Source organism: Propionibacterium ruminifibrarum (assembly GCF_900289195.1).
GTDB lineage: Bacteria > Actinomycetota > Actinomycetes > Propionibacteriales > Propionibacteriaceae > Propionibacterium > Propionibacterium ruminifibrarum.
Window position 1 is genome coordinate 233,542 of sequence record NZ_OMOH01000005.1, and the last position, 14,543, is coordinate 248,084.

The following is a 14,543-nucleotide window of genomic DNA, read 5'->3' on the forward strand; positions in this document are numbered from 1 at the left end:
GATCGGTTGTTGTCAACAATTCGATCGTCGGTGCTGGGGCTGGAAGAATGGGGGCATGTCCGTTCTCAATGGCGCACCGCTCCGCAAATCAGAGATGCTCGTCCGTGTCTTCGTCGATCGCATCCGGTCGGGGGAGTGGAAGCCGGGTGTGCGGCTGCCCTCCGAACGGGAGCTGGCCCGCCAGTTCCAGGTGAGCCGGACGGCGGTGCGTGAGGCGCTCAAGGCGCTCCAGCTCGCCGGCGAGATCGAGACGCGCCTGGGGGAGGGCAGTTACGTGCTCGAGAACCAGCGCAGTGTCGCCGACGAGGACGCGCTGGTGGGGGCGGGGCAGAGCATCGTGAGCAGGCTGCAGGCCCGGCAGGCCCTCGAGATCGCCTCCGGCGTGCTGGCCATCAGGAACGCGAGCGAGTCCGACCGCATCAAGTTGAAGGCCGTGCGGGTCGAGCTCTCCGAGGCACTCGAGATCGAGGACTACCAGTGGTACCTGGTCGTCACCTTCGACCTGCACGAACTCATCGCCCGGATCTCGCACAACAGCTATCTCGAGGAGGCCACGCGCGAGGTCGTCGAGCCCATGCGCAACGACGAGTGGGCGCTGACCGCGAGCTATGACGCCGAGATGGCCCGCTACTCCATCGGGGTGCATCACGCGATGATCGACGCCCTCCTGGCCAACGACGTCGACGCCTTCGTGGAGAGCGTGTCGAGGCACTACGAGGACTACCCGGCGCTGCGCCACCCGGAGCTGAAACGGCTCCGCGCGCTGTCCGAGGCGGGCTGACCGACCCTCGGCGACGATCTGTTCAACGAGGGGTGGGGCTCGGGGAACCATGGTTCCCCGAGCCCCACCCCTCGGAACTGGTGCCGGTCAGCCCTCGTCGGCGGCGGACGGATGGGTCATGTCCATCGGGACGACCCACTTGCCGAACTCCTCCTCGGTGACGAAGCCGAGTTCGAGTGCGGATTCCTTGAGGCTGATGCCCTTGTGGTGGGCATTCTTGGCGATCTTCGACGCCTTGTCGTAGCCGATGTGCCGGTTGAGTGCGGTGACCTGCATCAGGTTGATGTCGAGATCGTGGGCGATCTTCTCGCGGTTGGGCTCGATGCCGTAGGCGCAGTTGTCGTTGAAGCTCACGCAGGTGTCGCCCAGCAGCTGGATCGACTCGAGAACGCACCAGGCCATGACCGGCTTGAAGACGTTGAGCTGGAAATTGCCCTGCGAGCCGGCGAAGCCGACGGTGGCGTCATTGCCGAACACCTTGGTGGCGACCATCGTCATCGCCTCGCACTGGGTCGGGTTCACCTTCCCGGGCATGATCGAGCTGCCGGGCTCGTTCTCCGGGATGAGCAACTCACCCAGACCGTTGCGCGGACCCGAGGCGTACCAGCGGACGTCATTGGCGATCTTCATGAGGGCGTCGGCGAGGACCCGCAGCGACCCGGAGACCTGGACCAGGGCGTCGTGGGCGCTCAGGGCGGCGAAGAGATTGTCGGCCTGCTTGAACTCGATGCCGGTCTCCTCGGAGATCTTCTGCGCGGCGAGCGCCCCGAACCTCGGATGGGCGTTGAGGCCGGTGCCGACGGCCGTGCCACCGATGGCCAGCTCACGGGCACGTGACTCGGCGTAGCGGATGCCGTCGAGCGCGAAGTCGATCTGGGCGACCCAGCTGGAGATGACCTGGCCGAGCAGGATCGGTGTGGCGTCCTGCAGGTGGGTGCGCCCGGGCATGACGATGTCCATGTACTCCTTGGCCTTGGCGTCCAGGGTGTCGCGCAGCTTCTGCACGCGCGGGAACATGTCATTCAGCTCGCACACCACGGCGATGTGCATGGCGGTCGGGAAGGTGTCGTTCGAGGACTGGCCGCGGTTGACGTGGTCATTGGGGTGGACGGGGGTCTTGCTGCCCCGCTCGCCGCCGGCGATCTCGATGGCGCGGTTGGAGATGACCTCGTTGGAGTTCATGTTGGACTGCGTGCCGGAACCGGTCTGGAAGACGACCAGCGGGAACTCGGCGTCGAGCTTGCCCGCGATGACGTCATCGGCTGCCTGCACGATGAGCTCGGAGATGTCCTTCGGCAGCTCGCCCAGTTCGCCATTGGCCTGCGCGGCCGCCTTCTTGAGGGTGCCGAGGGCCTTGATCATCGGGCGGCCCCACACGAAGGTTTCACGGCCGATGTCGAAGTTGTGGAGGCTGCGCTCGGTCTGAGCGCCCCAGTAGTGGTCAGCGGGCACCTCGATCGTGCCCATGGAGTCGGTTTCCGTGCGCGTCTGTGCGCTCGTGTTATCAGCCATGGGCCCAGCCTAGCGGTGCGGGGCGGCGCCGTCGGCGGCCCCACCGGATTCCCGGGGCCGATGGGGAGGACGTCATCCCCGGAGACGTTCTCACCTGTCCCGGCGCGGGCGAGCGGGCCGGATCACCGCGTCACACGGCGCTGGGTGCCGGGCGGCCGGCGAGCACCGCCAGCACGTTCTCGACGGCGAGATCGCCCATCGCCGTGCGGGTCTCGATGGTCGCCGAACCCAGGTGGGGCAGCAGGACGACGTTCTCCAGGCCCAACAGCGCCGGATGGACCTGTGGTTCGTTCTCGTAGACGTCCAGGCCGGCGCCTCCCAGGTGGCCGCTGGCCAGGGCCGCGGCGAGCGCCTCCTCGTCGATGCAGGCGCCGCGAGCCGTGTTGATGACATAGCTGCCGGGCCGCATGGCCGCGATGCGCTCGGCGTTGAGGATGTGACGGGTCTCCTCGGTGAGTGGGCAGTGCAGGCTGATGACGTCGCAGCCGGCGACGAGCTCGTCGAGCGGCATGCCGGTGGCCGCCAGTTCGCCGGCCGCGGGCTCGCGCATGGGGTGCTCGTCCGCGTAGGCGATGGTCATGCCGAAGGCCTTGCAGCGGCGGGCCATGGCGGTGCCTATCTGGCCCGCCCCGATCAGGCCGATGGTCTTCCCCTCGATCGAGTGGCCGAGCATGAAGGTGGTGCGGTAGCGCCAGGGCCGCCCGGCGCGGATGAGGCGTTCCCCCTCGCCGAGTCGGCGGGTGACCATCAGGAGCAGGCCGAAGGCGATGTCGGCGGTGGCGTCGAAGAGCACACCAGGGGTGTTCGTCACGACGACACCGCGGGCCCGGCAGGCGGCCAGGTCGATGTTGTTGTACCCGGCGGCCACGTTGGCGACGATCCTCAGCTGGGGGCCGGCCGCATCGAGGAATTCCTCGTCGACCCCGTCGGACAACACGGTCAGCACGGCGTCGGCACCGGCGACCAGGTCGAGCAGTTCACTGCGGCCCGGGGGCAGGTCGCCGTCCCAGACCGCGACCTCGTGCCCAGCCGCGCGCAGCGTGGTGACGGCGGCCTCGGGGATCGCGTCGGTGATGCAGATTCGCGCCATTGGAGCCCCCATCGGTGGTTGGTCCTGCCGGCATGCTACTAGAGGTCCCAGGGGCGAGAAAATGAGGTTAGGCTCATCCTCACGGCGCCAGAAAACGTTCCGAGAGGGCTGCTCACCGCTGATTTTCGCGGCCCGGGAATCACCCGCGGGCACGGTAGAGTTGGCGGCGACGACCGCCGGTGTGGCGGCGTCCTCATCATTGTTGACCGTTTCAGGAGCCGTCATGACTTACGTCATCTCCTTGCCCTGCGTGGACGTCAAGGACAAGGCCTGCGTCGAGGAGTGCCCCGTGGACTGCATCTACGAGGGTGACCGCACGCTGTACATCAACCCTGAGGAATGCGTCGACTGCGGTGCGTGCGAGCCGGTGTGTCCCACCGAGGCGATCTACTACGAGGATGACCTGCCCGACGACATGACCGAGTGGCTCGACATCAACGCGAACTTCTTCGCCGAACTCGGCTCCCCCGGAGGCGCCGCGCGCCTCGGCAAGCAGGATTTCGACGAACCGACGGTGGCCGCGCTGCCGCCCCAGGCCTGATGAGCCTCTCGCAGACGCTGCCCGCATTCCCGTGGGACTCGTTGGCCAAGGCGAAGGCCTTGGCCAACTCCCATGAGGGGGGCATCGTCGACGTGTCCGTCGGCACGCCAGTCGACCCGACGCCGCGGATCGTCCGGGAGGCCCTCGAGTCCGCGTCACAGGCCCCCGGGTATCCCACGGTGTGGGGCACACCGTCGCTGCGCGCGGCCATCATCTCCTACTTCCAGGACCGCTGGTCCAGCACCGCGCTGGATGAGCACAACGTGACGACCGCCGTCGGCACGAAGGAGTTCGTCGCCTGGCTGCCCACGCTCCTGGCCTTCGGCCCCGGCGACACGGTCGTCCTGCCCCGGGTCGCGTACCCCACCTACGAGGTGGGGGCTCTCATGGCCGGTGCCGCGGTCCAGCGCTGCGACGATCCGGACCAGGTCGAGGGCTCCCCGCGACTCATCTGGGTCAACTCCCCGGCCAACCCGCACGGCGCCATCGCCTCGCTCGACCTGCTGCGCCGGTGGGTCCGGTTCGCCCGGGAGCACGACGCGGTCCTGGCGGCCGACGAGTGCTACGCCGAGTTCGCCTACGACGCACCCGCCCACTCGGTGCTCAGCCCTGCGGTGAACGACGGTGACATCACGGGGCTGCTCGCGGTGCACTCGCTGTCGAAACGCTCCAACATGGCCGGCTACCGGGCGGGTTTCGTCGGCGGCGACGCCGCCCTCGTCGACGAGCTCACCGCCGTGCGCAAGCACCTGGGCATGATGGTCCCCTCTCCCGTCCAAGCGGCCATGGTGGCGGCTCTCGGCGATCAGCGGCACGTCGATGAGCAGCGAGCCCGCTATGCCGCCCGCCGCGCCAGGATGCGTGCCGCGCTCGAGCAGGCGGGCTTCCGCATCGACCACTCGGAGGGCTCGCTCTACCTGTGGGCCACCCAGGACCGGCCCGGCCGGGAGAGCATCGACTGGCTGGCCGAACGCGGCATCCTGGCCGCACCCGGGGATTTCTACGGGCCCCACGCCACCGACCACGTGCGCATCTCGATGACCGCGACCGACGAGCGTATCGCCGCCGCGGTGGAGCGCCTGACCCGCTGACCGCCCGTCCCGGTGGGTCCCTCCGCCGCGTGTCGTGTCCCCGGCGCGGCGTGCCGGCCGCCTTCTCCAGCCGCCTGGGCACGGCCGGCCGGGGGTGTTCGCGGCTCAGGTGCGCAGCGTGGCGACGACCTGCGTCGCATCGGATGCGGTGTCGCCCTGCCAGCCGGCCCGTTCGGTGCTGCTGTTCGTCCACGTGGCCTGCCCCGCCTGAAGGCCCGTCAGGCCGGCGGCCGAGCCGCGGCACATGAGGAGCTGGGCGAGACTCCAGCCCTGGCGGGAGTCGGGCGCCGTGAAGGTGAGCGTGGTGCCCTCCCTGGCGGCGCCGACCGCAGAGCCCCAGACGGTGTCGACGAACTCCATGAGCGAGTCCGCGTCGGTGCCGGCCTCGGCGCGGTCGACGAGGGTGACGGCGGCCTCGTCATAGCCGTACAGGGCACTGGCCCAGATGCGGCCGGCGTCCTCGTGCTGGGCGTAGCCATCGGGCACACCGGAGCGCTGCACGCTCTGGGCCACGTCGTTGATGTCGCCGCTGTCCCAGCCCTCGACCTGCACGAGGGCGTCGTAGAAGGCTCCGGAGGAGTACCACGGATCCATGATCTGCTCCTCGGAGCCCCAGCCCTGGCTGGCGCGCTGCTGGAACAGGCCCAGCGAGTCCCGGTCGCCGTAGTCGATGTTGTAGAGCCTCGATTCCTGGAGCGCCGTGGCGAGGGCGATCGTGGCGGCCCGGGCCCTGAGACCCCGGCGGATCGCCTCACCGACGATGATCGCCGCGTTGGCGGCCTGGTCGAGGTCGAGCAGATCGGTGAGCCCACCGGCGCTCGCCTGGGCCCCCTGTTCCGGCAGGATCGTCTCGGAGCCTCCGGAACAGGCCGCCAGCGTCAACCCGAGCGCCCCGGCACCGAGACCGGCGAACAGCCCCCGGCGGGTCAGGGTCGTCATCGACGTCAGTTCTCGTGGAGGGCCGCGTTGAGCTCGATCTGCTGCCCGGCGCGGGCGACGACGCGCACCGCGCCGGAGACCGAGTCGCGGATGAACAGCATGTTGGAGCCGCCGGACAGTTCGCGGGCCTTGACCTGCGTCCCGTCGGGCATCGACACCTTGGTGCCGGCGGTGATGTACAGGCCGGCCTCGATGACGCAGTTGTCGCCCAGCGCGATGCCGCACCCGGACTCGGCGCCCAGCAGGCACCCCTTGCCGATACGCACCCGTTCGGTGCCGCCCCCCGACAGCGTGCCCATCGTCGAGGCGCCGCCCCCGATGTCCGAACCGGCGTCGACGACGACGCCCTGCGAGATACGCCCCTCGATCATCGAGTCGCCCAGGGTGCCGGCGTTGAAGTTCACGAAACCCTCGTGCATGACCGTGGTGCCCTCGGCCAGGTGGGCGCCCAACCGGATGCGGTCGGCGTCGCCGATACGCACCCCCGAGGGGATGACGTAGTCGACCATGCGCGGGAACTTGTCGACGCTCGTGACGACCAGTGAGCCGCGATCGGCCAGCAGGGCACGGCGGATCTGGTCGAAGTCCGTCGGCGAGCAGGGGCCGGCACTGGTCCACACCACGTTCGGCAGGACCGCGAAGATGCCGTCGAGGTTGATGCTGTTGGGAACGGCCAGACGGCTGCTCAGCAGGTGCAGACGCAGATAGGCGTCACTCACGTCGGCCGGTGCAGCGTCGAGGTCGATGACGCAGCGACGTACCCGGCAGCTCACGTGGCGCAGCTCGTCGCGGGTCTCGACGAGGTGATCCGGGGCCGGTTCGTCGGAGGGTTCGCCGAGGGCGGGCGAGGGGAACCAGGTGTCGAGCGTCTGGCCGGAGTCGTGCACGGTGGCCAGACCCCAGCCCCAGGCGGTACGAGTTGCGTCAGTCATGGCGACAAGACTACTGGTGGGCGGCGCGATACCCCGGCATGACAGGTGGCCCGGGTGATGTGAGGATTGAGCGGCCCGGCCGGGATTCGGCGCCGCCGTGATGATCACCGGGCGCATCGGGGGCGATCATGGCTAGGCTTCAGCTCATGACCGCGTACAAGGAGGAGCTCGCCCTCACTGACCTTCATGCCCTGTTCCGCCAGATCGTCGACGTCGAATCCGTCAGCGGCCGGGAGCACCACCTGGCCGATCTGGTCGAGCAGGCCCTGAGCGGCTGCCCGCACCTCGAGGTGCTGCGCCAGGGAAACACCATCGTGGCCCGCACCGACCTGGGCCGCAGTCAGCGCGTCATCATCGCCGGACACCTCGACACCGTTCCGGTGGCCGGTAACCTGCCCAGCCGCCTGGAGGAGCGCGACGGGCGGGCATTCCTCGTCGGACGCGGCACCGCCGACATGAAGGGTGGTGTCGCCGTGGCCCTGCACCTGGCGCACGCCCTCACGACCCCGGTGCACGATGTCACCTGGGTCTTCTACGAGTGCGAGGAGATCGAGGCCACGGCGAATGGTCTGGGCCGAGTCGCCCAGACCCACCCGGACTGGCTCGCCGGGGACTTCGCCGTCCTCATGGAACCAACCGGCGCCCGTATCGAGGGCGGCTGCCAGGGCACCACCCGGTTCAGGCTGACCACCCACGGCACCGCCGCCCACTCGGCCCGAAGCTGGCTCGGCCACAACGCCATTCACGAGCTCACCGATCTGCTGGAGACCATCCGTGCATACCCGGTGCGCGAGGCCGTCGAGGTCGAGGGCCTCGTCTTCAGGGAGGGCCTGAACGCCACGATCGTCAGCGGAGGCGTCGCCGGCAATGTCATCCCCGACACCGCCGAGCTGTACGTCAACTACCGCTTCGCGCCCGACCTGGCGGCCGACGACGCCATAGCGGCCATGCGCCGGGCCTTCGAACGTCCCGGCGTCGACTTCGAGGTGCTCGACCTGTCGCCCGGGGCACGCCCGGGCCTCGACCGCCCAGCGGCTCGGGAGTTCTGCGCGGCCGTCGGCGGCGAGCCCCGACCCAAGTACGGCTGGACCGATGTGGCCCGTTTCTCGGCCCTCGGCGTGCCGGCCGTCAACTACGGCCCGGCCGACGCCGGCAAGGCCCACGCCGACGATGAGTGCTGCCCGCTCGACGACCTCGACGCCACGAGGGACGCCCTCATCACCTGGCTCACCCCCGAGGAGCGCTCATGACAAACCAGCCCCACCCGTCGTCCCCGCAGATGACGTCCGGCCCAGTCATCCGCCGCGGTGGCCAGGCCATGGGACCCACCACCGACCAGCGCCTGCTCGACACCCGGCATGGCCAGAAGAACGACGATCCCTGGCGGGTGCTGCGCATCCAGGCCGAGTTCGTCGAGGGTTTCGGTGCGCTCGACGAACTCGGCCCGGCCGTCTCGATGTTCGGTTCGGCCCGCGCCGGCGAGGACACCCCCGAGTACGCGCAGGCGGAGTACATGGCCAGGGAGCTCGTGAGCAGGGGGCTGGCCGTCATCACGGGCGGCGGTCCCGGCATCATGGAGGCCGCCAACAGGGGGGCCCACGAGGCCGGCGGGTGCTCGGTCGGTCTGGGTATCGAACTGCCCTTCGAACAGGCCATGAACCAGTACGTGAACCTGGGGGTCAACTTCCGGTACTTCTTCGCCCGAAAGGTGATGTTCCTCAAGTACGCGCAGGGATTCATCGCCATGCCCGGAGGTTTCGGCACCTTCGACGAACTGTTCGAGGCACTCACCCTCATCCAGACCCGCAAGGTGACGAACTTCCCGGTCGTCCTGTTCGGCTCCGCGTACTGGGAGGGCCTGGTCACCTGGCTGCGGACCAACGTCATCGACGGCGGCTACATCAGCCCGGTAGACGTCGACATCTTCCACGTCACCGACGACCCGGATGAGGCGGTACGCGTCGTCACGGCACAGATCTGAGTGCCCGCCGCGCAGCCCGCCCGGCCCGCCGTGGCCCTCCCGCGGGCCCGGCCGTGCCGGTTGCGCGCCGTCCCTAGGATGGGCGCATGGTCTGGGCTCTGGGAATCCTCGTCGTCGTCATCATCGTGCTCGGGCTGTGGTCCTCGCGCGGCCGTCTCGGTCAGCTCGGACCGCAGCTGCCGGACCGCCCCGGCCCCGACCTGCCCGACGGTCCGGTACGTGCCGAGGACCTCGACGCCGTGAGGTTCGCCGTTGTCACGCGCGGGTACGACATGGAGCAGGTCGATGCCGTGCTCGCCCGTCTCGTCGAGCAGCTGGCTGCCACCGGGGACACCGCTGCGCCCTCGACCCAGTGGCCTGTACCCGACGCCCCGCGGACAACAGGTTCGATTTCCACCCGATCCATGGGGGATAATGGGGGCACGAGCACGGCTGGTGGCGTGCAGGACAACCCAGAAGCGAGGAACCAATGGCAGCAATGAAGCCACGTACTGGCGATGGCCCGATGGAGGTCACGAAAGAGGGCCGCGGCATCGTGATGCGCGTTCCGGTTGACGGTGGTGGCCGCTTGGTCGTCGAACTCAACGCGGAGGAAGCAGCCGAACTCCTCGGATGCCTCAAGGGCGTCGTCAGCTGACGTCCGGGAACAGGACACACGAAGAAGAACAAGCCAGAAATCGGGCCCGGCACAACGATGGTGCCGGGCCCGATTCGTGGGCAGCGATCGCGGGGTCAGTGGGCGCGGTGCGCGTCGTGGTATTCTGCGGCGGCCTTGTAGACGTCAACGGTCTGGGCGGCGATGGCCTCCCAGCTGAAATGGTCGATGCAGCGTTGGCGGCCGGCCTTGCCGAAGACCTCGACCTTGTCGGGATTGCCGACCATGTCATTCATAGCGACGGCGAAGCGGTGCTCGAAATCGGCCACGTACTCCGCGTCCTTCGCCTGGTCGGGGTCGTAGGAGACCAGTGTCCCGGTCGTGTCGTCGTCGACGACCTCGGGAATACCGCCGACCGCCGATGCCACGACGGCCGCCTCGCAGGCCATGGCCTCCAGGTTGACGATGCCCAGCGGCTCGTAGATCGAGGGGCAGGCGAAGAGCGTCGCATGCGAGTAGACCTGGCGGACTCCCTCACGCGGGGCCATCTCCTGCACCCAGATGACGTCATCGCCGTGCACCTTCTTGAGCGCGTCGAGGCTCTCGCCGAACTCGGCGGCGATCTCGGGCGTGTCGGGCGAGCTGGCCAGCAGGACGATCTGCGTGCCGGGGGTGAGTTCGCGGGCCGCGCGCACCAGGTGCACGAGCCCCTTCTGGCGCGTGATGCGTCCCACGAAGACCACCGATGGGCGGGACACGTCCATGCCGATCCGGTCGCAGAAGTCGTGGTCGTCGGTGGGGTAGAACTCCGTGACGTCGACACCGTTGCGCACGACGTGCACCTTGTCGGGATCGAGTTCCGGGTAGCACCGCAGGATGTCGCCGGCCATGGCGGTGCTCACCCCGATGATCGCCGAGGCGCCCTCGTAGGCGGTCCGCTCCGCCCAGCTGGACAGTTCGTAGCCGCCACCGAGCTGCTCCCGCTTCCAGGGGCGCAGGGGCTCCAGGGAGTGGGCGGTGACGACGTGGGGTATCGACTTGAACAGCCCACCCAGGTGGCCGGCCATGTTGGCGTACCAGGTGTGCGAGTGAACCAGGTCGGTCTCCTCGGGCAGTGCCGATACCATCGACAGGTCCGCGCCGAGCACTCGCAGGGCCGCGTTGGCCTCGGGCGGGAAGTCCTCGGCATGGGCGACCGCGCCGTCGCGGGGCTCGCCCATGCACTGCACATCGACGTTGATGAGGTCGCGCAGGCGCGGCACCAGCTGGGCCACGTGGACGCCCGCGCCGCCGTAGACGGACGGGGGGTATTCGCGAGTAAGGATGGATGCATGCATGACCCGATCGTTTCACAGCTCGGCGTCGCCGGCCCAGGCGGTCGGTGAGTTTTCGCTTCCCAACTCTCGACCACTGCACGCAAGATCGGGTGCCCGCCTTGTCGCAGAACCGTTCCGGGCCGTAGGTTGAGGTCATGGCTACACCCAGCGTTCTCTCCCTCGTGCTGGCGGGCGGCGAGGGCAAGCGGCTCATGCCCCTCACTGCTGACAGGGCAAAACCCGCCGTTCCCTTCGCCGGCTCGTACCGTCTCATCGATCTCGTCCTGTCCAACCTGGCGAACTCCAACCTGCTGAAGATCGCCGTCCTGACCCAGTACAAGTCGCACTCGCTCGACCGTCACATCTCGGTCAAGTGGCGCATGTCGACGATGCTCGGTAACTACGTCACGCCAGTGCCGGCTCAGCAGCGCCGCGGCCCCCACTGGTACCAGGGGAGCGCTGACGCGATCTACCAGTCGATGAACCTCATCAACGACGCCGACCCCGACTACATCGTCGTCTTCGGGGCCGACAACATCTACCGCATGGACGTCATGCAGATGCTCGAGGCCCACATCGACTCCGGCCTGGCCGCCACGGTGGCCGGAATTCGGGTGCCGCGTTCGGAGGCCTCGTCCTTCGGCGTCATCGACTCAGACAGCGACCACCGGATCAAGGGCTTCCTCGAGAAGCCCAAGGACCCGCCCGGCCTGCCCGACTCGCCCGACGAGGTCCTGGCCTCGATGGGCAACTACATCTTCAGCCGTAAGGCGTTCGTCGAGATGCTCGAGGCCGACGGCGTCAACTCCGATTCCAAGCACGACATGGGCGGCGACATCGTCCCCGCCTTCGTCGACGCCGGTGAGTGCGGGGTCTACGACTTCAAGGACAACGTCGTGCCAGGTGCCACCGAGCAGGACAAGGACTACTGGCGCGACGTCGGCACCATCGACGCCTTCCACGCCGCGCACATGGACCTCGTCTCGGTCGTGCCGCAGTTCAACCTGTACAACGAGCAGTGGCCCATCTGGGCGGACTCGATCCAGGCGCCGGGCGCCAAGTTCACCCTGCACGGCACGGCCGAGTCCTCGCTGGTGTCCGCGGGCTGCGTCATCTCCGGCGGTGACGTCGATCATTCGGTGCTCTGCCCGAAGGTCCGTGTCGAGAAGGGCGCCTCGCTGGACCGCTGCGTCCTCATGGACGGGGTCCAGGTGGGGGAGCAGTGCATCGTGCGCAACACGATCCTCGACAAGGGGGCCATCCTGCCGCCCGGGACGCATGTCGGGCTGGACCGGGAGGATGACGAGGCCCGTGGCCTGACGGTCTCGGCGGGAGGCGTCACCGTCGTGCCCAAGGGATTCACCGTGACCAAGGAGACGGCCTTCCGCGCCGACTCCTGAGCACCGGCCAGAACCGTGACAGGAGGAGGGCCCGGGGATCACCCCGGGCCCTCCTCTCCCTTGTAAGGTGGCTCCGCCTCCGGCGCCGCGGTCTCAGCGGGTCTTGATCCCCACGAGCAGGCCCTCGCCCACGGGCAGCATCGCGCTGGTGAGGGTCTCGCTCTCGAGGACGGCCGCGAGCGTCTCGCGGATGATGAGGGCCTCGTCCTCCTCGTTGGAGGGGTCGGCGACCTTGTTCTGCCAGAGCACCTCATTGAGGATGACCATGCCGCCGGGCCGGAGCAGGCGCAGGGCCTGGTCGAGGTACTCGGCGTACTCGAGCTTGTCGCCGTTGACGAAGACGATGTCGTAGGCGCCGTCGCGCAGGTTGTTCAGCACGTCCAGCGGGCTGCCGGGGATGAGACGGAAACGGCGCGTGGGGATCTTCTCGGCCGTGAAGGCACGGCGGGCCTCCACCTGCCACTGGGTCTGCACGTCGATCGAGGTGAGGACACCGTGCTCGTTCATGCCGGCGAAGAAGGCCAGCCCCGATGCGCCGGTGCTCGTGCCGATCTCGACGACGGCCTGCGCGTCGACCGCCTTGGCCAGCATCGTCAGGGTGGCACACGTCCCGCTGCTGAGTGCCGGTGCGCCCTCCAGGACAGCCTGCTCGCGGGCGGTGCGAACCGACTCGACGGCGGGGATGAAATCATCGGCGTAGGACAGGGAACGGGGGTTCAGCCCGTCCTGGGTGGGATTCTTGCTGCTCGAAGAGGTTGACACGTGCACAGCCTAGCCGCCCGGGTCTCTACCATGGGTTGAGGCATATCGCACGGATGAAAGGCGACAACGATGAGCGAACCGATTTTCGGGCGACTGTTGACAGCGATGGTCACACCCTTCGACGGCGAGAGGAAGCTCGACCTTGACAAGGCCAAGGTGCTCGCGGCTCATCTTGTCGACGACATGAGCAACGACGCCCTGGTCATCTCCGGCACAACCGGCGAGGCCCCCACGACCACCGCCCAGGAGAAGTTCGACCTGCTCGCGGCGGTCAAGGCGGAGGTCGGTGACCGCGCCAAACTGGTCGCCGGGGTCGGCACGAACGACACGGCCGTGAGCGTCGAGCTCGCCCGTCAGGCCGAGCAGGCCGGCGCCGATGGCCTGCTGGCCGTCACGCCCTACTACTCCCTGCCCCCGCAGGAGATGATCATCGACCACTTCGTGGCCATCGCCGACGCCACGAGCCTGCCGGTCATCCTCTACGACATCCCGCACCGGACCGGGCGTCCGATCGAGACCGAGTCACTGCTCACGCTGGCGAAGCACCCGAGGATCCGCGCCGTCAAGGACGCGAAGAAGAATCTCGACGCCTCGTCCCGTGTCATGGCCGAGACCGACCTGACCTACTACTCGGGTGACGACGCCATCACCCTGCCCCTCATGGCGATCGGCGGCGCAGGGGTGATCGGTACGAGCACCCACTTCACCGGGCGGCGCACCCATGAGATGATCGACGCCTTCTGCCGAGGCGACGTGGCCGAGGCGCTGCGCCTGCACCGCGCGCTGCTGCCCATCTTCACCGGCGTCTTCGCCACCCAGGGCTGCATGATGGTCAAGGCCGGCCTGGCCCACCAGGGCCTCGACGTCGGCGCCTGCCGGCCACCGCTGCAGAGCGCCCCGGCCGAACTGGCCGAGGTCTTCTTCGGGCTCCTCGACGCGGCCGATCTGTGAGCCGTCGGCCCGGGTGAGGGGCGGGCGCAGTCCCGCTTCCCGCCCGGGCCCCGTGTTTCTCCGGGGCGGCTAACCTTGGGGCGTGGTCCCCATGAGTTTCCTCGGCATCAATGCCAGCGAGTTCCTCATCCTCGTTGTGCTCGCCGTGATCTTCTTCGGGCCCGAGCGCATCCCCGAGTTCAGCCGCAAGGCGGCGCGGGTGGTCTTCTACGTGCGGAACATCGCCAACGGCGCCACCCAGCAGCTCAAGGACGAGCTCGGCCCCGAGTACCAGGACTTGACGCTTGACGACCTGAACCCCAAGAACTTCGTCCAGAAGCACCTGCTCGACGACATCCAGGCCGACCTCGACGGCGTCAAGAACGACCTCAACGACGTCAAACGCGAGATGACCTCGGCGACGAGTGCCGCGGCCGGCGCGACGAGCACCGTGAACCAGGCCGTCCGCGACGCGGCCCCCAAGAAACCGAGCGCCGGCCAGGCGCGGGCCGCCCACGGTGCACGGGACGGGTCCTCACCGGCCCGGCCGCAGGCCGCCTCGCCGGTGACGAGTGCGGCAGCCGGTCAGGCGACGGCGACGGCACTGGATGCCGCGGTGAACGCCATGAAGGCGCGCTACGGCCTCTGCTTCGACCTCGACGCGACCTGAGGG

General features: G+C 68.6%; 16 protein-coding genes. 10 read left to right on the top strand and 6 right to left on the bottom strand.

Annotated features, from left to right (window positions below):
* Positions 1–55: 55 nt before the first annotated feature.
* Entirely contained in the window at positions 56–781 is a 726-nt protein-coding gene (locus PROPJV5_RS07745; RefSeq protein ID WP_119715775.1) for a FadR/GntR family transcriptional regulator, read from the top strand.
* An 87-nt stretch (positions 782–868) separates the two neighbouring features.
* On the opposite strand, the gene fumC is transcribed toward PROPJV5_RS07745, so the two are convergent.
* Both fumC and PROPJV5_RS07755 read right to left on the bottom strand, forming a co-directional pair.
* The gene (gene fumC / locus PROPJV5_RS07750) at positions 869–2,293 is read right to left on the bottom strand and encodes a class II fumarate hydratase (RefSeq protein ID WP_119715776.1); all 1,425 of its coding nucleotides are present in this window, start codon (positions 2,291–2,293) and stop codon (positions 869–871) included.
* A gap of 130 nt (positions 2,294–2,423) precedes the next feature.
* A complete protein-coding gene (locus tag PROPJV5_RS07755; RefSeq protein WP_119715777.1) occupies positions 2,424–3,383 on the bottom strand; it encodes a 2-hydroxyacid dehydrogenase in 960 nt (319 codons plus the stop codon).
* A 223-nt stretch (positions 3,384–3,606) separates the two neighbouring features.
* Between PROPJV5_RS07755 and fdxA the strand changes: the two genes are divergently transcribed.
* Together fdxA and dapC are read left to right on the top strand one after the other, a co-directional pair.
* Entirely contained in the window at positions 3,607–3,924 is a 318-nt protein-coding gene (fdxA, locus tag PROPJV5_RS07760; RefSeq protein ID WP_119161878.1) for a ferredoxin, read from the top strand.
* Complete coding sequence (gene dapC / locus PROPJV5_RS07765; RefSeq protein WP_119715778.1) at positions 3,924–5,015, top strand: succinyldiaminopimelate transaminase; 1,092 nt, start codon at positions 3,924–3,926, stop codon at positions 5,013–5,015. The genes fdxA and dapC overlap by 1 nt, the downstream gene beginning before the upstream one ends.
* A gap of 105 nt (positions 5,016–5,120) precedes the next feature.
* Here the strand turns inward: dapC and PROPJV5_RS07770 are convergent, their stop codons facing one another.
* A complete protein-coding gene (locus PROPJV5_RS07770; protein WP_119715779.1) occupies positions 5,121–5,954 on the bottom strand; it encodes a hypothetical protein in 834 nt (277 codons plus the stop codon).
* A 5-nt stretch (positions 5,955–5,959) separates the two neighbouring features.
* Positions 5,960–6,916 carry a 2,3,4,5-tetrahydropyridine-2,6-dicarboxylate N-succinyltransferase gene (gene dapD / locus PROPJV5_RS07775; RefSeq protein WP_119715840.1) on the bottom strand — a complete coding sequence of 319 codons (957 nt, stop codon included), beginning with the start codon at positions 6,914–6,916 and terminating at the stop codon, positions 5,960–5,962.
* A gap of 116 nt (positions 6,917–7,032) precedes the next feature.
* Here dapD and dapE point away from each other — a divergent pair, with 116 nt between their 5' ends.
* From dapE to PROPJV5_RS07795, 4 genes are all read left to right on the top strand, one after another.
* Positions 7,033–8,136 carry a succinyl-diaminopimelate desuccinylase gene (gene dapE, locus PROPJV5_RS07780; RefSeq protein WP_119715780.1) on the top strand — a complete coding sequence of 368 codons (1,104 nt, stop codon included), beginning with the start codon at positions 7,033–7,035 and terminating at the stop codon, positions 8,134–8,136.
* The gene (locus PROPJV5_RS07785) at positions 8,133–8,867 is read left to right on the top strand and encodes a TIGR00730 family Rossman fold protein (protein WP_119715781.1); all 735 of its coding nucleotides are present in this window, start codon (positions 8,133–8,135) and stop codon (positions 8,865–8,867) included. The genes dapE and PROPJV5_RS07785 overlap by 4 nt, the downstream gene beginning before the upstream one ends.
* A gap of 86 nt (positions 8,868–8,953) precedes the next feature.
* Positions 8,954–9,349, top strand: coding sequence for a DivIVA domain-containing protein (locus PROPJV5_RS07790; protein ID WP_119715782.1), 396 nt, complete (start codon positions 8,954–8,956; stop codon positions 9,347–9,349).
* Positions 9,337–9,504, top strand: a complete 168-nt coding sequence (locus tag PROPJV5_RS07795; RefSeq protein ID WP_119715783.1) for a DUF3117 domain-containing protein — start codon at positions 9,337–9,339, stop codon at positions 9,502–9,504. The genes PROPJV5_RS07790 and PROPJV5_RS07795 overlap by 13 nt, the downstream gene beginning before the upstream one ends.
* Positions 9,505–9,599: 95 nt before the next feature.
* Here PROPJV5_RS07795 and glgA read toward each other — a convergent pair whose 3' ends face one another.
* Complete coding sequence (gene glgA / locus PROPJV5_RS07800) at positions 9,600–10,799, bottom strand: glycogen synthase (RefSeq protein WP_119715784.1); 1,200 nt, start codon at positions 10,797–10,799, stop codon at positions 9,600–9,602.
* Positions 10,800–10,933: 134 nt separating this feature from the next.
* On the opposite strand from glgA, the gene glgC reads away from it, so the two are divergent.
* Positions 10,934–12,178 (top strand): glucose-1-phosphate adenylyltransferase, encoded by a 1,245-nt coding sequence (glgC, locus tag PROPJV5_RS07805; RefSeq protein WP_119715785.1) that lies wholly within the window; start codon positions 10,934–10,936, stop codon positions 12,176–12,178.
* 93 nt (positions 12,179–12,271) lie between these two features.
* Here glgC and PROPJV5_RS07810 read toward each other — a convergent pair whose 3' ends face one another.
* Complete coding sequence (locus PROPJV5_RS07810; protein ID WP_239018430.1) at positions 12,272–12,940, bottom strand: O-methyltransferase; 669 nt, start codon at positions 12,938–12,940, stop codon at positions 12,272–12,274.
* A gap of 69 nt (positions 12,941–13,009) precedes the next feature.
* Here PROPJV5_RS07810 and dapA point away from each other — a divergent pair, with 69 nt between their 5' ends.
* Together dapA and PROPJV5_RS07820 are read left to right on the top strand one after the other, a co-directional pair.
* The gene (gene dapA, locus PROPJV5_RS07815) at positions 13,010–13,891 is read left to right on the top strand and encodes a 4-hydroxy-tetrahydrodipicolinate synthase (RefSeq protein ID WP_119715786.1); all 882 of its coding nucleotides are present in this window, start codon (positions 13,010–13,012) and stop codon (positions 13,889–13,891) included.
* A 91-nt stretch (positions 13,892–13,982) separates the two neighbouring features.
* Positions 13,983–14,540, top strand: a complete 558-nt coding sequence (locus PROPJV5_RS07820; protein ID WP_239018435.1) for a sec-independent translocase — start codon at positions 13,983–13,985, stop codon at positions 14,538–14,540.
* Positions 14,541–14,543 lie beyond the last annotated feature (3 nt).